21 protein-coding genes and 1 other RNA gene are annotated in these 23,236 nt (G+C 64.6%); 7 read left to right on the forward strand and 15 right to left on the reverse strand.

The features are described 5' to 3' along the window. Positions 1 to 19: 19 nt before the first annotated feature. Positions 20 to 1,834 carry a bifunctional diguanylate cyclase/phosphodiesterase gene (locus KY494_RS23255; protein WP_258194381.1) on the forward strand — a complete coding sequence of 605 codons (1,815 nt, stop codon included), beginning with the start codon at positions 20 to 22 and terminating at the stop codon, positions 1,832 to 1,834. Here KY494_RS23255 and KY494_RS23260 read toward each other — a convergent pair. The 9 genes from KY494_RS23260 to KY494_RS23300 all read right to left on the reverse strand — a co-directional run bounded on the left by KY494_RS23260 (position 1,825) and on the right by KY494_RS23300 (position 12,605). Continuing rightward, positions 1,825 to 4,272, reverse strand: a complete 2,448-nt coding sequence (locus KY494_RS23260; RefSeq protein WP_219888395.1) for a TonB-dependent receptor — start codon at positions 4,270 to 4,272, stop codon at positions 1,825 to 1,827. The genes KY494_RS23255 and KY494_RS23260 overlap by 10 nt on opposite strands. Positions 4,273 to 4,350: 78 nt before the next feature. Then, positions 4,351 to 5,304 carry a FecR domain-containing protein gene (locus tag KY494_RS23265; protein ID WP_219888396.1) on the reverse strand — a complete coding sequence of 318 codons (954 nt, stop codon included), beginning with the start codon at positions 5,302 to 5,304 and terminating at the stop codon, positions 4,351 to 4,353. Next, positions 5,301 to 5,843: a sigma-70 family RNA polymerase sigma factor gene (locus KY494_RS23270; protein WP_219888397.1), complete on the reverse strand. Its 543-nt coding sequence runs from the start codon at positions 5,841 to 5,843 to the stop codon at positions 5,301 to 5,303. Before KY494_RS23270 ends, KY494_RS23265 begins: the two co-directional genes overlap by 4 nt. 11 nt (positions 5,844 to 5,854) lie before the next feature. Next, entirely contained in the window at positions 5,855 to 6,208 is a 354-nt protein-coding gene (locus tag KY494_RS23275) for a DUF3325 domain-containing protein (RefSeq protein WP_219891710.1), read from the reverse strand. Then, positions 6,208 to 7,827 (reverse strand): PepSY domain-containing protein, encoded by a 1,620-nt coding sequence (locus KY494_RS23280; protein ID WP_219888398.1) that lies wholly within the window; start codon positions 7,825 to 7,827, stop codon positions 6,208 to 6,210. The genes KY494_RS23275 and KY494_RS23280 overlap by 1 nt, the downstream gene beginning before the upstream one ends. Then, positions 7,824 to 8,162 (reverse strand): DUF3649 domain-containing protein, encoded by a 339-nt coding sequence (locus KY494_RS23285; protein WP_219136634.1) that lies wholly within the window; start codon positions 8,160 to 8,162, stop codon positions 7,824 to 7,826. Before KY494_RS23285 ends, KY494_RS23280 begins: the two co-directional genes overlap by 4 nt. A 342-nt stretch (positions 8,163 to 8,504) precedes the next feature. After that, positions 8,505 to 10,928, reverse strand: a complete 2,424-nt coding sequence (locus tag KY494_RS23290) for a TonB-dependent receptor (RefSeq protein ID WP_219888399.1) — start codon at positions 10,926 to 10,928, stop codon at positions 8,505 to 8,507. Positions 10,929 to 11,019: 91 nt separating this feature from the next. Then, on the reverse strand, positions 11,020 to 12,111 hold the full coding sequence (locus tag KY494_RS23295) for a FecR domain-containing protein (protein ID WP_219888400.1): 1,092 nt from the start codon (positions 12,109 to 12,111) through the stop codon (positions 11,020 to 11,022). Positions 12,112 to 12,119: 8 nt separating this feature from the next. Beyond that, a complete protein-coding gene (locus KY494_RS23300) occupies positions 12,120 to 12,605 on the reverse strand; it encodes a sigma-70 family RNA polymerase sigma factor (protein WP_219136637.1) in 486 nt (161 codons plus the stop codon). Between the two features lie 168 nt (positions 12,606 to 12,773). Here KY494_RS23300 and KY494_RS23305 point away from each other — a divergent pair, with 168 nt between their 5' ends. Beyond that, complete coding sequence (locus KY494_RS23305) at positions 12,774 to 14,405, forward strand: alpha-D-glucose phosphate-specific phosphoglucomutase (RefSeq protein WP_219888401.1); 1,632 nt, start codon at positions 12,774 to 12,776, stop codon at positions 14,403 to 14,405. 49 nt (positions 14,406 to 14,454) lie between these two features. Here the strand turns inward: KY494_RS23305 and KY494_RS23310 are convergent, their stop codons facing one another. From KY494_RS23310 to groES, 5 genes are all read right to left on the reverse strand, one after another. Continuing rightward, positions 14,455 to 15,993: an oligopeptide:H+ symporter gene (locus KY494_RS23310; RefSeq protein WP_219888402.1), complete on the reverse strand. Its 1,539-nt coding sequence runs from the start codon at positions 15,991 to 15,993 to the stop codon at positions 14,455 to 14,457. A 118-nt stretch (positions 15,994 to 16,111) separates the two neighbouring features. Then, positions 16,112 to 16,669: a GNAT family N-acetyltransferase gene (locus KY494_RS23315; RefSeq protein ID WP_219888403.1), complete on the reverse strand. Its 558-nt coding sequence runs from the start codon at positions 16,667 to 16,669 to the stop codon at positions 16,112 to 16,114. Between the two features lie 92 nt (positions 16,670 to 16,761). Continuing rightward, positions 16,762 to 17,274 carry a hypothetical protein gene (locus KY494_RS23320; RefSeq protein ID WP_258194383.1) on the reverse strand — a complete coding sequence of 171 codons (513 nt, stop codon included), beginning with the start codon at positions 17,272 to 17,274 and terminating at the stop codon, positions 16,762 to 16,764. 209 nt (positions 17,275 to 17,483) lie between these two features. Beyond that, positions 17,484 to 19,133 carry a chaperonin GroEL gene (groL, locus tag KY494_RS23325; RefSeq protein ID WP_010400981.1) on the reverse strand — a complete coding sequence of 550 codons (1,650 nt, stop codon included), beginning with the start codon at positions 19,131 to 19,133 and terminating at the stop codon, positions 17,484 to 17,486. Between the two features lie 50 nt (positions 19,134 to 19,183). Next, positions 19,184 to 19,474 (reverse strand): co-chaperone GroES, encoded by a 291-nt coding sequence (gene groES / locus KY494_RS23330; protein ID WP_010400979.1) that lies wholly within the window; start codon positions 19,472 to 19,474, stop codon positions 19,184 to 19,186. A 512-nt stretch (positions 19,475 to 19,986) separates the two neighbouring features. Between groES and KY494_RS23335 the strand changes: the two genes are divergently transcribed. From KY494_RS23335 to KY494_RS23355, 5 genes are all read left to right on the forward strand, one after another. Beyond that, positions 19,987 to 20,733 carry a hypothetical protein gene (locus KY494_RS23335; protein ID WP_219888404.1) on the forward strand — a complete coding sequence of 249 codons (747 nt, stop codon included), beginning with the start codon at positions 19,987 to 19,989 and terminating at the stop codon, positions 20,731 to 20,733. Between the two features lie 129 nt (positions 20,734 to 20,862). Next, positions 20,863 to 21,153, forward strand: coding sequence for a DUF904 domain-containing protein (locus KY494_RS23340; RefSeq protein WP_308836395.1), 291 nt, complete (start codon positions 20,863 to 20,865; stop codon positions 21,151 to 21,153). Beyond that, entirely contained in the window at positions 21,153 to 21,464 is a 312-nt protein-coding gene (locus tag KY494_RS23345) for a cell division protein ZapA (RefSeq protein WP_034747344.1), read from the forward strand. The genes KY494_RS23340 and KY494_RS23345 overlap by 1 nt, the downstream gene beginning before the upstream one ends. A gap of 189 nt (positions 21,465 to 21,653) precedes the next feature. Beyond that, positions 21,654 to 21,831, forward strand: a non-coding RNA gene (gene ssrS / locus KY494_RS23350) — 6S RNA. A 90-nt stretch (positions 21,832 to 21,921) separates the two neighbouring features. After that, positions 21,922 to 22,386, forward strand: coding sequence for an EVE domain-containing protein (locus tag KY494_RS23355; RefSeq protein WP_219136642.1), 465 nt, complete (start codon positions 21,922 to 21,924; stop codon positions 22,384 to 22,386). Positions 22,387 to 22,393: 7 nt separating this feature from the next. Here KY494_RS23355 and lgt read toward each other — a convergent pair whose 3' ends face one another. Further along, entirely contained in the window at positions 22,394 to 23,218 is an 825-nt protein-coding gene (gene lgt / locus KY494_RS23360; protein WP_219136643.1) for a prolipoprotein diacylglyceryl transferase, read from the reverse strand. Positions 23,219 to 23,236 lie beyond the last annotated feature (18 nt).

The raw sequence follows: 23,236 nt of genomic DNA on the forward strand, positions 1-23,236 counted from the left end.
TCCGCCTGCCGGGTGACGCATGACGGCGCTGCTGCTGGCGCTGTGCCTGACCCTGGCCGTGGTGCTGAGCGCGCTGCTGGCCTGCCAGTGGCAGGCGGCGCGCATGTGGCGCATGCGCCATGCGACCGGCGTGGTGCTGCAGGCGGCGCAGGCGCAGCGCATGGCGGATGCGCTGGCGCTGCTGCACGCGCTGCCGGCAGCCGTCATCGGCACCGACCACGATGGCGTGGTGCGGTACCTCAATCCCCGCGCCAGCGGCATGGGTGGCCTGCTGGGTGACGACGGCCTGGGCCAGCCCGTGACGCAGCTGCTGCCGCTGTTCCATGACGGCGCGCCCATCGATGCGGCGCGCCAGGTGCGCGATTGCGTGGCGCGGCAGGAAGTGCTGGAAGTGGCGCGCGGCGCCGTGCTGCTGCGCCATCTCGACGGCAAGCGCATCGACGTGCAGTACAGCTGCGCGCCGCTGGCGCAGGGCGGTGCGGTGCTGCTGCTGCACGATGTATCGGCGCGCCGGCGCGCCGAGCAGCAGCTGGAATTCATCGCCCACCACGACGGCCTGACGGGCTTGCCGAACCGCCTGCATTTCCAGATCCGCTTCGAGCACGGCATCGCCTACGCGCGCCGCCACCAGGCTTTGCTGGCCGTGCTGTTCGTCGATATCGACCGTTTCAAATCCATCAACGACAGCCTGGGACACGACGTGGGCGACCAGGTGCTGACGGAGTTCGCGCGCCGGGTGCAGCAGTGCGTGCGCAAGGTCGACACGGTGGCGCGCCAGGGCGGCGATGAATTCATCATCCTGCTGACGGAACTGCGCACGGCGCACGATGCCGAGCGGGTGGCCGAAAAGATCGTCGCCGCCATCGCCGCGCCCTTCGTCATCGGCGAATACAGCCTGTCGGTGGCCGCCAGCGTGGGCGTGGCCCTGTACCCGGACGATGACGACGACGTCAATGCGCTGATCGAGAAGGCCGACCTGGCCATGTACGCGGCCAAGCGCCACGCGCCGGGCACTTGTTTGCGCTACGCCGCGCGCATGCAGACGCAGTCGTATTCGCGCACCATCCTCGAGACGGCCCTGCGCCATGCGCTCGAACGCAACGAATTCGCCCTGTTCTACCAGCCGCGCATGGACCTGAAGACGCGCACGATCACGGGCGTGAAGGCGCTGCTGCGCTGGAAACACCCGGAACTGGGCCTCATGATGCCGCTCGACTTTTTGCCGGTGCTGGAGGAAAGCGCCCTGATCCTGCCGGTGGGCGCCTGGGTGCTGGCCACGGCGGTGGAACAGGCGCGCAGCTGGATGGCGCGGGGGCAGGTGCTGACGGTGTCCGTCAGCCTGTCGGCACGCCAGTTCTACCAGCGCGATATCGCGCGCAATTTCGCCGCCGCGCTGGAGGCGGCCGGCGTGCCGGGCCACTGCATCGAGCTGGAAATCGCCGCCGGCATCCTGATCGACCGCAACCAGAATTGCGAACTGATACTGCGCCAGTTCCGCCAGCTGGGCATGGCGATTGCCATCAGCGATTTCGGCACGGGCGATGCGTCGCTCAATTACCTGAAACGCTTTCCCACGGATGCCGTGAAGATCGAAAAGTGTTTCGTCGACGACCTGGGCAAGCCCGGTGGCGACGGCGCCATGGTGCGCGCCATCGTGGCGATGGCGCGCACGCTCGGGCTGCGCAGCATCGCCGGCGGCGTGGAAAGCGGCGCGCAGCTGGAACTGCTCGCCGAGATGGGCTGCGACGAGGCGTTTGGTTACTACCTGGGCCGCGCCATGGCACCCGAGGGCATCGAGGTGCTGCTCAAAAGTAGTGAAGCCGTTCAGAACTGATAGCGCAGCGACAGCATGGCGTTGCGCGGATCGCCGTAGTAGCCGCCCATGCCCGTCGAGTAGTACTGCTTGTCGAAGACGTTATTGACGTTCAGGGTCGCCAGCAGCCGCGCACTGAGCTGATACTGCGCCATCAGTCCCGCCACCGCATACGCCTTCTGCGTGAAGCGTTCGCCATGCGGCCCGCGGTCATCCATGTAGATATCGCTCTGCCAGTTCACGCCGCCGCCCAGCACCAGGCCAGGCACGCCCTGCGCCAGGCGCCAGGTGGTCCACAGCTTGGCCATGCTCTGCGGCTGGCTGGTCTGGATGCGCGCGCCAGCGGCGTTGCGGATGCGGCTGTAGGCATAGCTGGCCGTCAGTTGCCAGTCGGGACGCAGCTGGCCCGAGACTTCCGCCTCGACGCCGCGCGTGGTGGCGCCCTTGACCGTGTGGTAGGCGTAGGAACCGCCACCCGTGCCGATGATCCAGACATTGCCCGGATCGGCTTCGGCCAGGTTTTCCTGCTTCAGCTGGAAGACGGCGGCGCTGGTGGTGAGCTTGCCGCCGAAGAATTCGCCCTTCGCACCCACTTCATAGTTCTTGCCTTCGAGCGGTGCCAGGAAACGGCTGTTGACGTCGCGCTGGCTTTGCGGCGTGAAGATGCTGGTGTAGCTGGCGTACGCCGACCAGTGCTGGCCCAGGTCGTAGACGAGGCCCGCATATGGCGTGATCTTGCCGTTTTCGCGCATCGCGTCGTACAGGTCCGTGTCATTGACATAGTCGCTGCGGATGTCGCGCTTCCAGTACGACAGGCGCGCACCCAAAATTACCGACAGCGCGTCCGTCGGGCGCAGGCGCAGGGTCGAATACAGGCCGCTTTCCCGCTCCTTGTCGTACGAACTGCCCAGGCGCGTGCCGCTGTAGTCGGGCACCGGCATGGCGCCATTCCAGGCGTGGATATCCGGCACCGTATGGTCATAGCCATCGAGACGCCAGGCTGGATAGATGGGCCCATTCGTCTTGAGTTCCGAGGCGCTTGCGCCCAGCACCAGTTCGTGCTGGCGGCCGAAGGCCTGGAACGGTCCGCTGATGTACGCGTCGAGCGAGGTCTGTTGCGGCTTGCTGTGCCAGTTGGCCAGCCACAGCCGCATGCCGCCGCCCGTCACGCGGTCAGGGTAGCCATTGCCGGAAAAGCCCTGCAAGGCGTCGTACCGGTTGCTGCTGCGGCTGACGGCCACCTTGGCGATCCAGTCGTTGTCGAAATAATGCTCGAGCGTGGCGAACAGCATGCTTTGTTCACGGTCATATGTGCTCCATGCGGCCGTGCCGTTCATCGAGCGGGGGAAGCGCGTCTGTGAGCCGTCGGCATAAAACATGGGGAAGTCGCGGCCCGCGCCCTTGAGTTTTTCCTGCTGGTAGTTGATGCCGGCGCTGAGCACCGTCGACGGCGTCAGGTCCGCTTCGACGATGGCGTACAGCACGTCCTTCTTCTGCCGGTAGCGGTCGATGAACGAGCGCTGCTCTTCATGCGCGGCGACGAGGCGCGCGCGCACCTTGCCGTCCGCCGTCAAGGGCGTCGAGACATCGCCTTCGATGCGGTAGCGGTCCCATGATCCCAGCTGCGCGCCGGCCGTGGCGGCAAAGCCGCGGCCCGGGCGCTTGCGCACCAGGTTGATGGCGGCCGACGGGCTGCCCGTGCCGCTGATCAGGCCCGTCGCGCCGCGGATGATTTCGACCCTGTCGTAGATGGCCATGTCGTAGGTGCGCGCTTCCAGGTTCTTGCTGGTCGGGATGCCGTCGAACATGTACGACGTCACTTCAAATCCCCGTGAAAACACCTGGTCGTATTCGCGCGTGCTCGATGAATGGTCGACCGTGATGCCGGGCGCCTGCAGCAGCACGTCCTGCAAGGTACGCAAGCCCTGGTCGTCGATCTGCTGGCGCGTGATGACGCTGACGGCTTGCGGCGTTTCGCGCAGCGACAGGTTCAAGCGCGTGGCGCTGGTCAGGCCCGCGTAGCCGCGCTTGCCTTCCGTGGTGCCGTCGCGCAGGGCGCTGGAGCTGACGGCTACTTCGTCCAGCGTCGCGGCGATCGGCGCGGCGGGCGATGCTGCGCCCGCCTTGCGCAGCACGTAGCTGCGTTCCCCGCTGGGCAGCGCATCGAGGCCCGTGCCGGCCAGCAGGCGGACCAGTGCCTGCGGCACCGTGTAGCTGCCGCTCAGGCCTGCTGTGCGCGCGCCTTGCAGCAGTTCGGCCGCCGCGCCCACGCTGACTTTCGCCTCGATGGCAAAGCTGGCGATGGCGGCCGACAGCTCGCCGGCCGGCACGTTGAAGGCGGTTTGCGCGGCGGCCGGCGCGGTGGCATCGGCCGCCATGGCCGGCGCCTGCGCCAGCGACAGCAGGAACACAGCGCCGCCGATGGCGCGCGCGAGGGGAGTCAAACGAGGTGGGTGCATGGTCTGGCCTTTTTGGTGAGTGTCGTTGTCATACTCATAGGACAGGCCATGCTGAAAAAAGGGGCCAACTTTTCACACTTATTTTTTGCGCGCCGCGAGGGTGACCCAGTACGCGGTGCGGTACAGCACGTCGACGGGCAGCATGCGCGTCAGGCTTTCCAGCACGGCGTCCGTATCGTCGAGCCGGAAGGCGCCTGACAGGCGCAAGCCCGCGACCTGCGGCTCCACGCGCAGCAGGCCGGGGCGGTAGCGTGACAGCTCAAAGGCGAAGGCATCGAGGCGCATGTCCTGCGCCGCCAGCATGCCGTGCGTCCAGGCATCGGCTTGCGGCGGCGCCGGCGTGGGCAGGCCGGCGTGGCTGGCGTCGAAGCGGCTTTGCTGGCCCGCCATCAGTGTGCGCACGGTGGCCGAGGGCGCGTGCGGCGTGATTTCCACCGCGTGTTCGAGCACCGTCACGCGGCTGCTGTCGTCGTCGACGCGCACGGTGAAGCGCGTGCCCAGCGCGCGGAGGCGGCCATGGCAGGTGGCGACGATGAAAGGTCGGCTGCCCGCGTGGTCGGGGCGCGTCTGTATCAGCACTTCGCCGCGGCGCAGCGTCAGCCGGCGTTCGTCGGCGCCATACGCCAGGTCGACCGCGCTGTCCGTGTTCAGTACCAGCGTGCCGCCATCGGGCAGGGACACCTCGCGCCGTTCGCCCACGCCGCTGCGGTAGTCGGCCAGCAGTTCATGGCGCACCAGCAGCCAGGCGGCCGGCGCCGTCATCAGCGCCAGCAGTACCTGCACTGCCACGCGGCGCTGCGGCCGGCGCAGCACGGGCACGGCCAGTTCCGGCGGTAGCAGCCCTGCCGTCTGGCTCACCTGTTGCACCTTGCTCCAGGCGCGCGCATGTTCCGGGTCGCGCGCGCGCCATTGGGCCGACGCCGTCAGGTCAGCCGATGTGGCCTGGCCCGATTGCTCCAGCAGGTACCATTCGACGGCCTGGCGCGCCACCTTGCGCGACAGCAGAGGAGATGGTGGAGTGGCCGCGCTCATGGCAGCAGGTCCGGCGCCAGCAGCACGCATTCGGTCAGCGCCTCGGCCATGTAGCGTTTCACGGAGCGTTCGCCGATGCCCAGCTGCGCGGCGATGTCCGCATACGCATGGCCTTCGATCTGCGCCAGGATGAAGACGGCGCGCACCTTCGGTTTCAAGCCATCGAGCATGGCGTCGACCGCTTGCAGCGCCTGCAGGATTTCCGCGCGCCGCTCGGTCGATGGCACGTGCTGTTCGGGCAGGGCGGCCAGCGCGGCCAGCCACGCGCGTTCCAGCGACTGGCGCCGTAAATGGTTGATCAGCAGGTGTTTGGCGACGGTCGCCAGATAGGCCTTGGGCGCGCGCAGGGCCGGCGTTTGCGGCTGTACGGGGGGAGCGGCCAGCAGGCGGATGAAAGTGTCCTGCATCAGGTCGGCCGCATCAAAAGCATTGCCCAGGCGCCGCTGCAGCCAGTGCGCCAGCCAGCCGTGGTGTGCGCGGTAATGGCTTTCCAGCTGCGTGGGCAGCAGGAGGGAGGGCGCAAACGGACTGTCCGGCATGCTCACGCTCGTTACAGCACTGCCAGCGCGACGGCGGCCAGCACGGCCGCGCCGCCGATGATGCGCGCCAGGCGCATGGCCTGGTGGGGCGCATAGGGCAGCAGCCAGATCAGCAGCAAGCCGCAGCCCGTCAGGCTGCCGACCCAGTAGACGAGGCCGTAGCCGCCGCCGGCGATGTGCATGGCCCAGGCCAGTCCGGCCGCCAGCGCCAGCCAGCCGCCCCACTGCAGGCGGCGGCGCAGCGGCGCGGGCGGTTCGGCGCCGCGTCCGTGCAGGTCCGCGTAGTGGCGGTCCATGGCCAGGCACAGCGCGGACAGGCCCGCGTAGCACAGCGCGAAGACGAGGAAATTGGCTAACAGTTCCATCACGCGGCCTCCATCGTTGGCGCCGGTTTTACGGGTGCCGCCTTGGCCGCCTTCGCGGGCAGCGGTTTTAACTTGTACGCCGCATACGCGAGGCCCAGGCCCAGCGCCAGCACCACCAGGTCGAAGGCGGCCACCGCCACGGGGCCGCGGCCCAGGAACAGGGTCACGCCCAGGTGCGAATTGGTGGTGAAGACGTTCAGCACGGGCAGCGCCGCCAGCAGGAAGGCGCCCACGGCCAGCTGCATGCGCCACATCGCGCGCGAGGGCCGCAGCTGGGCGATGATGGCGGCCAGGGCCCAGGCGCCGAAGAAGCAGGCAATTTCTTCCTTCGAGCGTTCTTCCAGCGCCACCGGCAGCAGGCGGTTGGCCCAGAAGTAGGCGCCGAAGGCGATCGGGATGCCGGCGATGGCGCCGATGTTGAGCGCTTCGACCAGGCGCAGGCCGAAGCTGGCGCGCTTGCCGGCGGCCAGCGCCTTGGCTTGCTTCTGGCGCGTCTTGACGGCCCACAGCAGGGCGCCCGTGGCGACCATGGCGCAGCCGGCCAGGCCGGACAGGAAGAACAGGGCGCGCAGCAGCGGCCCGCCGAAATGCGCGACGTGCAGGCCGACCATCACGCCCTGGGTGGCGGCCGCGCCGGGCTGCGCGTCGCCATCGCTTGAGAGCAGCTTGCCGGATACGCCGTCGAACTCCATCGATGGCTGCTTTGACGACATGTCGCGTCCGCCGGCGCGCGTCAGCGAAATGGTGGCGTTGGCGTCGCCCGGATGATTCACGGAGATGCGTTCGACCTTGCCGCCCCAGTGCTGTTCCGCCTGGCGCACCAGGGGGGCGATCGGCGTCAGCGGCGCGGCCACGCCGGCCGGCTTGCTGTCGCCCGAGCGGCCGGGAAACGCTTCGGCGAAGAAGGCATCCTGGTCGCCCTTGTAGGCGGCCGTGGCGCCGGACGGCATGTACAGGAACATCAGGGTGACCAGGCCCGTGTAGGTGATCATGATGTGGTAGGGCAGGGCCAGCACGGCCGTCACGTTGTGCGCGTCGAGCCACGAGCGCTGGCCCTTTTTCGGCCGGAAGGTAAACAGGTCCTTGAAGATGCGCTTGTGCGTGACGATGCCGCTGATGATGGAAACGAACATGAACATGGCGCAGAAACCCACGATCCAGCGGCCCCAGATGGCCGACATGTAGTGCAGGTCGAAATGCAGGCGATAGAGGAATTCGCCGCCCCGCGTCTCGCGCGGCTTGGACAGCACCTCGCCCGTGGCCGGGTCGGCTTTTTCGCTATGAAAATTGCCGCGCCGTCCGCGTTTCTTTTCGCCCGGTTGCGACGGCTTGCTCCAGCCCAGCTGCGTGGCGGGATTGCGCTCGCCGGGCAGGCTGATGAACCAGCGCGTGGCGCCCGTGGCGCGCTCTTGCATCGCTTGTTGCGCGACCTTGGCCGCTTCCTTTGTGCTGACCTGGCTGGCGGCGGCGCCGTGCAATTCGGGCTGCATCCACAAGGTGATTTCATTGCGGTAGTAGCTGGCCGTGCCGGCGTAAAACACCAGCAGCAAGATCCAGCAGACGAGCAGGCCGGACCAGGTGTGCAGCCATGCCATCGACTGGCGGAAACCTTCTTTCATGCGAGACTCCAGGATAGTGCGTCCATCGACTGCAGGATGGCGGCGATGACGGCGGCGGGAATCAGCAGGCCCAGCCAGGCGCGCAGGGCGCTACGCGTGGCGAAGACCCACATCACCACGCAGGTGTAGATGGCAAACGACAGCAGGGTGGCCGTCATGACGGCTTCGGAACGGGCCATGGGCAGGCTCACCGACAGCAGCATGGTGACCAGCGCGGCCAGCACATAGCCGCCAACGATGGCGGCCACGCTGCGCGACGCCACGCCGAGGCGGTAGCGCGCGCCAGCGGACAGGCGCAGGCGCGCGATTTTTTCAAGTGCGGCAGGTGCGTGCATGGTCATCCGTGATCCTTGCCGGACTGCGGGGCGGAAGCGGCGGGAGAAACCGCGGCGGCCAGTGTACGTGTTGGTGCCATGAAACCTCCTTATTGTGGTGATGGATATGGGAAGGCTTGCTTGGCGAGGATGCCTGGCTGGCGCAGCGTGTCATCCAGCTGCGCACCAGCCATGCCGTGCCGGCCGATGGATGGCAGGCGGGAAATGCGGGAGGCGGACTCCGGCTGGAGTCCAAATGTGAATGAGAACTATTCTTATTATAATGTGAGGTTGTGAGACATGCAAGAGTGCGGTATGGCAATGACGCCGCCGCAGGCATGCGGCGGCGTTGAAAGTCAGTGCCTACAGCGTCGGCGTGTAGCGCACGGTGAGGATGATGTTGCGCGGTTCACCGAAGTAATTGCCGCGGCGCAATTCGCCCGTGGCGGCCCAGTAGGTCTTGTCCGTTACGTTGGCGATGCTGAGGTTGGCGCTCCAGTGGCGGTTGAACACGTACGAAGCGCGCGCATCCCACACCGCGCGTCCGCCGTTGCGGAAACGCACGTCGGGATTGTCATCGGCCCGATAGACATAGCCGCTTTGCGCCGAGACGCCGCCGCCCACCGTCCAGTGCTTCCACGCGCCGGGCAGGCGGTAGCTGGTCGACACGCGCAGCATGTGCTTCGGCGTGACGGTGGGCGGCGTCTCGTCGCCTTCGCCGCGCGCGATGTTGTAGGTGTAGCCGGATGACAGCTGCCAGCCCGGCAGCACTTCGCCGCTGGCGTCCGCGTCGATGCCCGTGCTGCGGATGGGGCGGCCATTGCGGTAGCAGCTGCCCGTCATGTCCCACTTCAGGCAATCGTCATTGCTGGCCTCGTCGTACACGGCCGTGTCGCGCTTGTTGATGCGGAAGGCGGCCAGCGCCAGGTTCAGGCGCCCGTCGTACAGCTCGCCCTTCACGCCCGCCTCATAGGTATCGCCGACGACCGGTTTCAGCGGCTGTCCGCCCAGCGTGTAGTACAGGCTCTGCGGCTGGAAGATGCTGGCATAGCTGCCGTACACGGACCATTGCTTGCCCAGGTCCTGCACCAGGCCCGCATACGGCGTGAATTCGCGGCTTTCCTTGTAGCGGCTGACGGGGTCGGTCGCCAGCTTGCCCGTGGTCTGCTTGTCGAACCAGCTCAGGCGGCCGCCCAGCAGCAGGTGCAGCTGCGGCTTGAGTTCCCAGCGCGTGCTGGCGTAGGCGCCGTAATGCTGCTCGTTCAAGTGCGGCAGCGAGTCCCAGGCTGGGCGCGTTGGGCGGGGTAGCAGCGAGTTGTTCGGATGAAAGACGTCGAACGGCAGGCCGGGCGAAGTCGAGGCCGCATGGTCGTCGGTGACGGCGCGCGAGGCATTCATGCCCAGCAGTACCTCATGCCTGCCGCCCCAGGCCTGGAAGCTGCCGCCCACGTTGGCATCCAGGCCTGTGGTGACGATATCCTGCTTGCGGTAATTGACCGTGTACAGGCGTGCCCCCTGCTGCGTGGCGGGATTGATGCTGCCGCGCACGATGCCCGCCTGCTGGTCGAAGGCCCCATAGGTGCGGTTGATGGCAAGCTTGGTCGTCCAGTCGCCGCCAAAGCGGTGCTCGAGGTCGGCGAACAGTTCGCCGATGGTGGCGTCGTGGCGGTTCCAGTCCTGTGCCAGCGAGGTCGAGCGGCGGATCGGCAAGGTGGCGCCGTCTCTGTAGCGGGGCAGGCCGAACAGCCAGTAGCCGTCCGTGACCGTGTGCTGGCGGCGCGCGCCGGCGCGCATGGTGGTGGTGGCGTCGAGGTCCGCTTCGACGATGCCGTAGAACAGGGGCATGCGGCTGTGCGCCGCGTCATAGAAGTAATCGCGGTCTTCATAGGCGACCAGCGCGCGGCCGCGCACGGTGCCGGCCGCGTTCAGGGGCGCGCCCGCATCGAGTTCCACGCGGCGCTGCTGCCAGCTGCCCACGGTGGCCGTCACGTCCGCGTGCGCTTCGGCGCGCGGGCGCTTGCGCACCAGGTTGGCCACGCCGCCCGGCGTGCCGGCGCCGACGATCAGGCCGGCCGAGCCGCGCAGGATTTCCACGCGGTCATACACGGCCATGTCGGGGATCAGCCAGCCCGTGGCATTGTCGGAAATGCCGGGCATGCCATCGATCAGGTAAGACAGGGCATTGCCGCGCGACAGGAATTCATGCGAGCCGAAGCTGCGGTTCATGCGCGTCAGGCCCGTGCTTTGCTCGAGCACCTGGTCCAGCGTGAACAGGTTCTTGTCGTCCATCTGCTGGCGCGTGACCACCGACACCGATTGCGGCGTCTCGCGCAGCGAGCGCTCGGCACCCGCGAGGGTCACGGCGCGCGTCGTATAAGAACCCGTGCCCTCGCTGGTGGCCGTGCGCTCGCCATTGGCCGTGACGGTGATTTCCGCCAGGGTCGCCGTCTCGCCCGTGGCCTTGGGCGCCGCCTTGATGATGACGGCATTGCCGTTGATGGACGCTTGCAGGCCGCTGCCGGCCAGCAGGCGCTCCAGGCTGTCGGCCACGCTCAGCGTGCCTCTGACGGCGGGCGCCGTTTTGCCGGCCACCAGCTCGGGCGAAAACAGCAGTTGCAGATTGGCTTGCCGCGCCAGTTCATTCAGGGCCTGGCCCAGCGGCTGGGCGGCGATGGACAGTTTGACGGGTGACGAGGTTTGCGCCTGTGCCAGGGGAATGTTGCTCATGGCCAGCATGGCGGCCAGGGCGAGGGGGGCGGGTGTCAAATTGAGGCGGGGGGACCACATGTTGCATTTCTCCAGGTTAATTTGTTGTCGATTAACTTGGTAGACGCGGCAGCGAGCCAAATCCTCACCTGCGAATGCGAACTATTTGCATTTATTTTTCAGGCCGCCGCATCGCAGGGGCTTGCGCCGGCATTTTTGCCGCCATGCGGATCTCGCTGACGGCACCATCGCGTACGACGTGCACGGGCAGCAGCTGGGGCAGGGCGGCGGCGAAGCGGTCGAGCTGGGTCAGGCTGAAACTGCCGCCGATGCGCAGCCTGGCCACAGCGGGATCGCGCGCGACCAGGCCCGTGTCGCCATAGCGCTCGAATTCGGCCAGCGCCGCGCCCAGCGGCACATTGTCGAAGGTGATCCTGCCGTCGCGCCAGGGCGCCACGCTGCCGGGAGCCAGGCTGGCGACGGCCGATAAATTCCCGGCGGCGTCGGCCGTCACGCCCTGGCCGGCCATCAGGTCGACTTGCTCCTGCCGCGCACCGGCCATGCGCACATGGCCATGCTGCACGGCCACGCGCAGCTGGCCGTCCTCGGCCAGGGTGTTACGCACGGAAAACTGCGTGCCCACTACCGTCACCGTCACAGGACCGCTGAGCACATCGAACGCTTGTCCTTGCTTCGCTTGCACCTGGAACAGCGCTTCGCCGTGCGCCAGGCGCACTTCGCGGCGCTGGCGGTACAGGGTGACGTGTAGCTGCGTGGCCGTATCGAGCTGCAGCTTGCTGCCGTCGGGCAGGGCGACGGCCAGGCGCTGGCCGCGCATGGCGGCATACGACTGGCTGAACGTGGGTTGCTGCCACCACTGGTAGCCGCCCGCGCCCACGCTGAGCAGCAGCATGGCGGCCGCCGCATACGGCAGCGCCCGCAGCCAGTGCCGGCGGGGAGCGGACACTGGCGCAGAGGGAGCCTGGGGCACCGTCCAGCGCGCGGCCACCTGCGCGGGAATCGTGCGCGCCGCGCGGTGCGTGTCCCGCAGTTGGGCATACGCTTGCGCGTGACGCGCATCGGCCGCCAGCCAGGCGGCAAACTCAACCTGGCTGTGCGCATCGAGGTCATGGCGCCGGCTGAACCAGGTCGCCGCCGCCAGCGCCACGCCATCCTGCGTGGCGGCAAAAGCGGCATGCTCGCGCAAGTCCGCCTGCTCCTGGGCGGAGGGGCCGAAAGCATGGCGGGGCGGAAGGGCGGTCATGGGCGCCATTATGTGGCTTCCCGCAAAGAATGCAACTGCGCCTGGCAACTGAGCATGCCGCGCGCGATATGTTTTTCCACCATGCTCACGGAAATGCCCATGCGCGCGGCGATTTGCGCGTGCGGCAATTCCTCGAAGACGTGCAGCACGAAGGCGTCGCGGCAGCGCGGCGGCAGGGCGTCGATGGCGGCCACGCAGGCTTGCCAGTCCTGGCTGCTTTCCAGCGCGTGCTCCGGCTGCAAATGGCGCGGCGCGGCCGGATGCGCCGTTTCCGGCAGGGCATCGAGTTCCTCGTGCTGGCGCAAGGCGGCGCGCCGGTGCTGGTCGATCAGCAGGTTGCGCGCCGTGTGGTACAGCAGCGCGCGCGGCTCGCGCACGGCCGCTTCGCCCAGCACGCGCAGATAGCTTTCCTGCACCAGGTCGGCGGCGGCCTCGCGGTTGCGCAAGCTGCGCCAGCAAAAGTTCAACAGTTCTTGGTAATAGCGTGCAACCACGGCGTCCGATGTATGAGTCCGCAGCCAGGAATGCCGCATATGAGAATGATTCTCATTATATGGCATGCCGGGATGTCGCGTTAAGCGGCTTGCCGCACCGTGGCAGGCGTACAACGCTTTGCCCCGCGGCCGGCATCGGTTAACATGGGAAGTTAATAGGGAGGCAACATGAGTATTCAAGTTATCAATACAGCGCCGATGGCCGGCCAGCGGCCCGGCACCTCGGGCTTGCGCAAGAAGGTAGCGGTCTTCAGCACGCCGCAATACCTGGAAAATTTCGTGCAAAGCGTGTTCGACACGCTCGGCGACTGCCGCGGCCAGACCTTGGTGCTGGGCGGCGACGGACGTTACTACAATCGCGCGGCCATCCAGACGGTGCTGCGCATGGCGGCAGCGCACGGCTACGCGCGCGTGCTGCTGGGACAGGGCGGCATTTTGTCGACGCCGGCCGTCAGCTGCGTGATCCGCAAGCATGGCGCCAGCGGCGGCATCATTCTGTCGGCCAGCCATAATCCGGGCGGCCCCGATGGCGACTTCGGCATCAAGTACAACATCGCCAATGGCGGCCCGGCGCCGGAAAAGGTCACCGAAGCCATGTTTGCGCGCACGCAAACCATCACCGAGTACCGCATCAGCGACGCTGCCGACATCGACCTCGACGCCTTGGGCACTGTGCGCATCGAGCAGATGACGGTCGAAGTGATCGACCCGGTTCTCGACTACGCTGAACTGATGCAGCAGCTGTTCGACTTCGACGCTATTCGCGCCCTGTTCGCGGGCGGCTTGCGCATCTGTTTTGACGGCATGCACGCCGTCTCCGGCCCATATGCGACGGCCATCCTGGAGGGCATGCTGGGCGCGCCGAAAGGCAGCGTCATCAACGGCGTGCCTTTGGCCGACTTCGGCGGCGGCCATCCCGATCCGAATCCCGTCAACGCGCAGGAGTTGATCGCCATCATGGCGGCCGCCGATGCACCTGACTTCGGTGCCGCCTCGGACGGCGACGGCGACCGCAACATGATCGTCGGCCGGCGCTTCGACGTGACGCCCTCGGACAGCCTGGCCATCCTGGCCGCCAACGCCACAGTGGCGCCCGGCTACCGTGCCGGCTTGAAGGGCATCGCCCGCTCCATGCCCACGTCGGGCGCGGCCGACCGGGTCGCTAGCGCGCTGGGCATTCCCTGTCACGAGACGCCGACGGGCTGGAAATTCTTCGGCACCCTGCTCGACGCCGGCATGGCCACCGTGTGCGGTGAAGAGAGCTACGGCACGGGCTCGAACCACGTGCGCGAAAAGGATGGCCTGTGGGCCGTGCTGTTCTGGCTCAACCTGCTGGCAGAGAAAAAACAATCGGTGGAAGACATCGTGCGCGCGCACTGGGCGACCTATGGCCGCAACTACTATTCGCGCCACGATTACGAAGACATCGACAGCGCTTGCGCGGCGCAGCTGATGGAAGCCGTGCGCGGCCAGCTGGCCGCCTTGCCGGGCCAGCAGTTCGATGGCTACACGGTGGCGCTGGCCGACGATTTCAGTTACACGGACCCCGTCGACGGCTCCGTGGCGACGCGGCAGGGCATCCGCATCATCATGACGGACGGCGCGCGCATCGTGCTGCGCCTGTCCGGCACGGGCACCGAGGGCGCCACCCTGCGCCTGTACCTGGAGCGCTACGAAGCCGATGTCGCGCAACACGGCATCCCGACCCAGGAGGCGCTGGCGGGCCTGATCGCCGTGGCGGACAAGTTGGCGCGCATACGCGAGCGCACGGGACGCGATGCGCCAAGCGTGACGACGTAAAAAAAAGGGCGCCCTCGGGCGCCCTTTTTTACGTCGGATCAAGCCGGCATCATGCTTTTGCCGGGATAACCGCCTGGCGGTAGTTGTCGACCATCTTGTAGCGCCTTGCATACAGGCCGAAGGCCAGCATGGCGACGGCGGCAAAGGCGGCGAAGAAGAACATCTGGAAGGCCGTCACGCTGATGCCGCTCTCGGCGATCTTGCCGATCACGCCCTCGTTCATGACGCTGCGGTTGACGATCAGCACCCACAGGTTGCCCACCGTGGTCGACAGATTCCAGAAGCTCATGATGGCGCCCTTCATCGAGACGGGTGCCTGGCTGTAGGCAAACTCCAGCCCTGTCGCCGACACCAGCACTTCGCCGAACGTCAGCAGGGCGTACGGCAGAATCTGCCACATGATGGAGACGGCGTTGCCGCTGTCGAGGGCCAGCTGCAGCAAGCCGATGACGATCCACGCCAGCGAGGAAAATCCGATACCGGCCGTCATGCGGCGCAGGGCCGTCGCTTCCAGGCCGAAGCGGTTCAGCATCGGGTACAGCACCAGGTTATTGAACGGGATCAGGAGCATTACCAGCATCGGGTTCAGCGCCTGCATCTGCGCTGGCAGGAACCAGCTTGGTTTTTCCATGGTGTTCGCCTGCACGATCCACGTCGAGGCCTTCTGGTCGAACAGCGAGAAGAATGGCGTGACGAGGGCGAAGATGACGAGGATGCGCAAGACGGCGCGCACGCCTTCGACGGCTTCGTCCGGGTGGATGCCGCGCGCGCGTTCCAGCTGCATGGCCGTGCCGATGCTGCCGAAGGCCAGTAGCAGGACCAGCGCGGTACATGCGGCAATCACGAAGCCCCATTCGGGAATGCTGTAGAACGCATACAGGGCGCCGATCACGCCGACGTAGGCGACATACAGGCCGGGGCGCGAACCGCCATCGACGCGCGCCAACAGGGCGGTGCGGGCGACGCGGGTAAATGAGTGGGGATTCGGCGGCGCAGGCGGTACGTGCACGTATTTCTTGGCACCCATCCAGAAGACGAGGGTGGCGGCCAGCATCATCAGGCCGGGAATACCGAAGGCGATCGACGGGCCGAAGTCGCGCAGGAACACCGGCATCAGCAGCGAGGCGAAGAAGGAGCCGAAGTTGATGATCCAGTAGAACAGGTCGAATACCAGCTTGGCCTTGTGCTTGTTGGTCTGGTCGAACTGGTCGCCGACGAACGAGGCGACAAGTGGCTTGATGCCGCCGGAACCGAAGGCGATCAGGAACAGGCCGAAATAAAAGCCGTTGACGCTGTTTTCAAACAGGGCCAGGCAGGCATGGCCGGCGCAATACACGAGGCTGAGCCAGAAGATGGTGTTGTACTTGCCAAAGAAGCGGTCGGCCAGCCAGCCGCCCAGCAACGGGAAGAAATACACGCCGATGACGAAGGTGTGGAAGACGTGCTTGGCTTCGCCCGTGCGCTGGTCGATCGGGATCATCAGCAGCAAGGTGCTGATGAGGAACGGCGTCAGGATGTTGCGCATGCCGTAAAAGCTGAAGCGTTCGCAGCCTTCGTTGGCGATGATGTACGGTATTTGCCGCGGCATTTTGCCCGTGGCGGTTTGTGTCTCGGCCGATGACATTGGCTCTCCCCCAAGTTTTTTTTGTAAGCCGCGATGCTAAGGCCTGCCGCGTTTGCTTGCAACAGAAAAAACGGCCTCTCCCCTATTTCGCAGGGATTTGTAAGGTATTGATTTTCATAAAGACATTACTTTCGGCACTTGCACGCGCCGGACGGGGCAGCAGCAGCTGCAGTGGCAGCATGCCATCCGCTGCGGGGCTGTCCGCCAGGGTAAAGCCGCAGCCCAGGTACAGGCTCAACGCCGCGTGGTTGTCCTGCGCCACGGCCAGGCACACGCGGCCCAGCTCGGGAATGGCGCAGGCATGGTCGATGGCGGCCTGCACCAGCTGCCGTCCCGCGCCGCGTCCACGCGCCTGCGGCGCCACATACACGCCCCACAGGCTGGCCTTGTCATGCACGACGGCGATCGGTTCGCGGCGCAGGCCGGCAATGGCGATCAATTGCTCTTCGTTGAAAGCGCCAAATATTATTTGGTGCGAGGTGGCGCGCAAGCGCTGGGCGATCTGTGCCAGCGGCAAGCCGCTTTCCGCTGCGTGCGTGGTGCAGAAGGCGGCGGGCAGTTCGGCGATGCCGGCCAGGCGCAGCGCGCGGTAGGCGGGCGCGTCGTCTGGTGCAAGGGGGCGGACAGAGGTGGCGGGCATGTGGGCGAGTATCGGGCTTCGATATCAGAAAGTAAACCTTGCGTTGCAACGCAAGCGTCGCTGGTCATCGCGCCCGCAGCCGACCTGGGGCGCTACTGGGTGGCGATGCGCTGCATGGGCGCGCTGTCCTTGCGCCATTGTTCCAGGCTGATCAGCTCACCGCTGACGATGTCGTCGACGAGGATGCGCTTGCCATCCTGGGAGACGACGAAACTCTCCCAGCGGTGCGCCGCGTCCGGCGTGTTTTCCACAAAGTTCAGGTCATAGTAAGGCTTGCCATCGATGAGACGCGCATCGGGCGACGTTTCCATCACGGCGCCATGGGCGCGGCCGCCCGATGCCTTTTCGATATGCGCCGACCAGGCCTTGATTTCCGGCAAAGCCATCAGCGCATCGACGGCGCGCGCGCTTTGCGCTTCGGCCGCCGTCTGGCCGCTCGCGCCAGGCGCATGGCCGCCCTGCGGCGCGGACTGCTGGTGCAGGTAAAAGGCGCCGAGTCCGGCGGCCAGCAAGCCGGCCAGGATGCCGGCGATGATGGTGGTTTTGGAAGAGGAGGCGCGTGGCGGCATGATGGTGGCGTGAGAAAGAGGGACGATGGCGGCCATGCTAAAGCAAAACGCGCAGGCGGGCAATCGCCGGGCTTGCCAACGGGCTTGCTAACGGGCTTGCCAAATGAATAGGCGAAAAAAAGCCACCTTCCGTAGAAGATGGCTCTCGGGGCCGCCGGCCAGGGGCACGCAGCTTTTGGTCTGCCTGTCCCGTCCCGGCGTGTGCGGCCGCGCGCGCCGTCGCCTGCGCGCGGGGCCGCTGGACATTACATCATGCCGTCCATGCCACCCATGCCGCCCATACCACCCATGCCGCCGCCCATGCCGCCGCCTGCTTTGTCGTCAGCGATTTCGCAGACCATGCAGTCGGTTGTCAGCATCAGCGAAGCGATCGAAGCGGCGTTTTGCAGCGCCGAACGGGTCACTTTGGCTGGGTCCAGGACGCCCATTTCCACCATGTCGCCATACGTGCCGTTGGCAGCGTTGTAGCCGTAGTTGCCCGTGCCAGCCAGTACGGCTGCCACGACGACCGAAGCTTCTTCGCCAGCGTTTTGCACGATCATGCGCAGTGGCTCTTCCATTGCGCGCAGGACGATCTTGATACCAGCGTCTTGATCAGGATTGTCGCCCTTGACCGTGATGTTGGCGCGTGCGCGCAGCAGGGCTACGCCGCCGCCTGGCACGATGCCTTCTTCCACAGCAGCGCGGGTCGCGTGCAGTGCATCTTCAACGCGGGCTTTTTTCTCTTTCATTTCGACTTCGGTGGCTGCGCCAACCTTGATCACGGCAACGCCGCCAGCCAGTTTGGCGACGCGCTCTTGCAGTTTTTCACGGTCGTAGTCCGAGGTCGCTTCTTCGATCTGTACACGCACTTGTTTCACGCGTGCTTCGATCGAGGCAGCTTCGCCAGCGCCATCGATGACGATGGTGTTTTCTTTGCCGACTTCGATGCGTTTCGCCTGGCCCAGTTCGGCCAGGGTCACTTTTTCCAGGGTCAGGCCGACTTCTTCAGCGATGACCTGGCCGCCCGTCAGGACAGCGATGTCTTCCAGCATGGCTTTGCGGCGGTCGCCGAAGCCAGGTGCTTTCACTGCGCAAGTTTTCAGGATGCCGCGGATGTTGTTCACAACCAGGGTCGCCAGCGCTTCGCCTTCGATGTCTTCTGCGATGATCAGCAGTGGACGGCCAGCTTTTGCGACTTGTTCCAGTACCGGCAGCAGGTCACGGATGTTCGAGATTTTCTTGTCGCACAGCAGGACGAATGGGCTGTCCAGGACGGCAACTTGCTTCTCTGGGTTGTTGATGAAGTATGGCGACAGGTAGCCGCGGTCGAACTGCATACCTTCAACGATGTCCAGCTCGTCGTTCAGCGACTTGCCGTCTTCTACCGTGATCACGCCTTCTTTGCCGACTTTTTCCATCGCTTCAGCGATACGCTCGCCGATCGAGTAGTCCGAGTTCGCCGAGATCGCGCCAACCTGGGCGATTTCTTTGGTCGTGGTGCAAGGACGGGCGATTTTCGCCAGTTCTTCGACGGTGGCGGCAACCGCTTTGTCGATACCGCGCTTCAGGTCCATCGGGTTCATGCCGGCGGCAACGAACTTCATGCCTTCGCGCACGATGGCTTGTGCCAGCACGGTCGCGGTGGTGGTACCGTCGCCGGCGTTGTCGCTGGTGCGGGAAGCAACTTCCTTGACCATTTGCGCGCCCATGTTCATGAGCTTGTCTTTGAGTTCAACTTCTTTCGCTACCGAAACACCATCCTTGGTGACGGTAGGGGCGCCGAACGAGCGCTCCAGCACGACGTTGCGGCCTTTCGGGCCCAGCGTTACTTTGACTGCGTTGGCGAGGATATTGACGCCTTCGACCATCTTGGCGCGCGCTGCGTCGCCGAATACTACTTCTTTAGCTGCCATGTTCAATTCTCCTGAGTTTCGGGATGTATCTGTCTACAACGTGGAAACAATTACTTGACGACGATCGCCATGATGTCTTCTTCGCGCATGACCAGCAGCTCATCGCCGTCAACTTTGACGGTTTGGCCGGCGTACTTGCCGAACAGGACGCGGTCGCCCACTTTGACATCCAGAGGACGGACTTTGCCGTCGTCGAGAATCTTGCCATTGCCTACGGCAAGGACTTCGCCTTGATCCGGTTTTTCAGCGGCTGCATCAGGAATGATGAGGCCGGACGCAGTTTTGGTTTCCTGGTCGAGGCGTTTGACGATGACGCGATCGTTCAATGGGCGCAGATTCATACAAAACTCCTTAAAGTTCAATGGATAAGTGTTGCTAAATGAATACATTTCCGGCACAGCGCCAGACGTGCTTTCAGTGACCGCCGTTGAAAGCAGCCCGCAACGGTCAAGCAAACCCCGGGTCATCTTGTTCTTGCCTGTCTGCGGCAGTGGTGCATCGCGGCGTCGCCCGCCGCGTAGTGTTCCCTGCAGTGGTCTGGCAAGCACTATCAGTCCTGAGGATTGCTACGAAAGAGTTTGTTAGCACTCTCTACTAACGAGTGCTAATTATAGGGACGGTATGGTGCTAATTCAAGTAGCGCATAAAGATAGATGGTCTGCAGAGTCTGCATCTGCACTGGGTTTGCGCCAGCGCAAGTCGCGTTCCCGGGCGTCAGCAACAGCAGCGACTCTAGCATGCCGTACGAATGGTGGGCGTTCCTGTACGCGCAGGAAACAGAGTTTTACTATGGAATTTGATAAGATGATTGCAATTGCATATCAATATCGCCACTTGCTCCAGAAAGAACGCCATGCCATTTCCTGTTTCCCGTCCCGTGCTGCGCTTGCTGGGCGCTACCGTCGTCGGCCTCGCCTGCCTGGGCAATGCCGCCGCGCAAACGCCCACCATCGTCGACGAGATCACCGTGGCCACCCTCACGCCGCTGGAAAAGGAAATGCTGCTCAATGACCTGTTCAACGACCTCAACAAGGATGACGACGACCAGCAAGCCCATGTATGGGACAACGGCGCCGACAATGGCGTGCTGGTGAAAGTCACGTATAACTTCAGCAACTCCGGCATGACGGAACACAGCCTGAAGGCGCACGTCTGTCGCGACCTGAAATTCGTCGTCACGGCGGCAGGCAAGTCGCAAGACCTGAGCCGCCGCACCTGTTCGCAGAACAGCGGCCGCTGGGATGTGCAGGGCAAGGACCCGGCCGCCGTCGTGTATCCGCCTTTCCTGTCCGACGTCACCATCGCCAAGCTCAATGCCAAGGAACAACAAGCCCTGCTGACGGCCGCCGTGCGTACCTTGAAAGATGAAGAGGATGGCAAGACGCGCCAGTGGAGCAACAAGGGCCTGGGCAATGCGGCGCCGCTGGCAGTGCGCCTGACGCCCTCGGGGACGGACGCCAAACCTGGCAGCTACCGCCGTACTTGCCGCGACTTGACGATGGTGCTTGACGGCAAGGACGGACAGCAGACGCTGGTGCGCCGCTCTTGCGAAAACCGTTATGGCGGACTCGATATCGAAGCCGATTACGTTGACGAGTAAAACGCTGCCATCGCTGCGCTGGCGGATGCGTGCAGATGGCGAAAAGCGCCGGAAAAAGCGTGTATTGTCCGCCAACTGCCCTGCATTGATGTAAATATGTGTGACAGCGGCGTGATTCGATTGACGCCCATGGAGCGTCCGCCCTATAGTGGCGGGATGATTTCCGAATTCAACGAATTATCCGACAAAATAGGCCTGCTGGCCGAAATGACCCATGCGCTGCGCCGTGAAAACGCGCAACTGCGCAAGGACAATACCGCGCTGGCCGCCGAGAACGCCCTGTATGTACAACGCATGCGCGAGGCGCAGGAGCGGGTGGAAGCGTTGCTGGAAAAAATTCCCGAACTGGTGCAAGCTGGCCTGGAGCAAGCCGCTTCGGAAGCGGGCGCTTATATTGCCGAGAACGAGAAGGAAGCGTAATGCCGCGTGTCGATGTCAATATCATGGGCCAGTCCTACAGCATGGTGTGTCGCGACGGCGAAGAGCGCGCGCTGCGCGAAGCGGCGATCTATCTCGATAGCAAAATGAAAGCCATCCGCGACGCGGGCAAGGTCAAGGGCAACGACCGCATCGCCGTGCTGGCCGCGCTGGGTGTGGCCGCGGAATTCCTCTCCGTGAAGTCGCCGCAAGGTCCGCTGTCGGAATTGACGATCCTCGAAGTGAAGCAGAAAATCTCGGCCATGCACACTGTGCTCGACAGCGCATTGACGCCCCAGGAAAACCTTTTTTAAACACCGAATCAAACCTGCTGCGCGTCGTGCATTGCGGCCTGCGATGCTCGCTGTGCTCTAGTACAGCTGCGCTTCTTAGCCACAATTCATCGCCGCTCGCTACGGTTTTATTCGGTGTTATTAATTGGATTTTAAGCGGGCACGGTACGATTTGTCTTTGCGATGCGCGAGCAAAGGAGTAAACTTGGGTCTACCCTGCGGTGTTCGCGATTGCCATATATTCCTTGAACCATTTATGCGCATCGGTTGCGAATTTTGTTTGATGGGAGTGAGCGTCGCTCGTTCGACGAACCCGAAATTGAACTAACGTGACCACCTTGAACCGTTTGGTTCGGGATGCCGGCATAGCGGCACAGGCGGGGCCTAATTTGCATTGCATTTGTCAGTACAACTGAAAACGGTTGCCGCATCCTGCGCAACCGTTTTTTTACGTCTGTCGCTTTCACACGGAGTCTGCATGAAACAATATTGGCTGATGAAATCCGAACCCGATGAAGTGAGCATCGACGACCTGATGGCGGCGCCCGATCACACCATGCCGTGGTTCGGCGTGCGCAACTACCAGGCGCGCAACTTCATGCGCGATGGCATGCGGCCGGGCGATGGCGTGCTGTTTTATCATTCGAGCTGCCCGCAGCCGGGCGTGGCGGGCGTGGCCGAAGTGGCCAGCGGCGCGTATCCCGATCACAGCCAGTTTGAAGAAGGTGGCAAGTATTTCGATGCCAAGGCCACGCCTGAACAGCCGCGCTGGATCAGTGTCGATGTGCGCGGCGTGAAGAAGACGGCGCTGCTGCCTCTGTCCGAGATGCGCCAGATGCCGGAACTGGAAGACATGCTGCTGTTGAAGAAGGGCAGCCGTTTGTCCATCACGCCGGTGACGCCGGCGCAATGGAAGGTGATTACAAGTAAGTTGCAGGCTTAACTGTTCCTCAGGCTGCGCGCGCCTTGGTGGGCGGCGTGCCCATCACCTGGCTTTTATACGCCCATACCAGCAGCGCGATGGCGCCGACGATCATCGGCAGCGACAGCATCTGACCCGAGGTGATCGGCACGCCCAGCCAGACGACTTCCCAGTCCGGCGTGCGGAAGTATTCCGTGAAGAAGCGCGCGCAGCCGTACAGCAGGGTGAACATGGCGCCGACGGCCATGCGCGGGCGCTGCTTGCGCGCATACAGCCACAGGATGATGAACACCAAAATGCCGTCGATCAGCATCTGGTAGATCGGCGACGGGTGCACGGGATACGGAATGCCTGGCCACTGCATGGCCCACGGCAGGGTGTCCGGCGCGATGCGGCCCGGCAGTTCGGCATTGATGAAGTTGCCCAGGCGGCCGGCCGCATAACCGAGCGGCACCAGCGGGGCGATGAAGTCGAGCACGTCGAACAGGTTGCGGCCCGCCTTGCGGCTCCACAGATACATGGCCAGGATGACGCCGAGGAAGCCGCCATGGAAGGACATGCCGCCATGCCAGACCATGAAGATCTCGAGCGGATTGTGCATGAAGTATTCGGGGCGGTAGAACAGCACTTCGCCCAGGCGCCCGCCGATCACCACGCCCAGCATGCCGTAGAACAGCATGTCATCGAGGTCTTCCTTCTTCCAGCCCAGCACGGCGATGTGCGGCTGCTTGATGCGCACTCTGCCCAGGATAATGAACAGGGCAAAGGCCAGCACATACATCAGGCCGTACCAGTGCACGGCGAGCGGGCCGATCTGGATGGCTATCGGGTCGGGCATCGGGTGTATCAGCATGGGGTTTCTTTCTTTGTT

Origin of the sequence: Janthinobacterium sp. PAMC25594, assembly GCF_019443505.1 — a bacterium.
Taxonomy (GTDB): Bacteria; Pseudomonadota; Gammaproteobacteria; order Burkholderiales; family Burkholderiaceae_D; genus Janthinobacterium.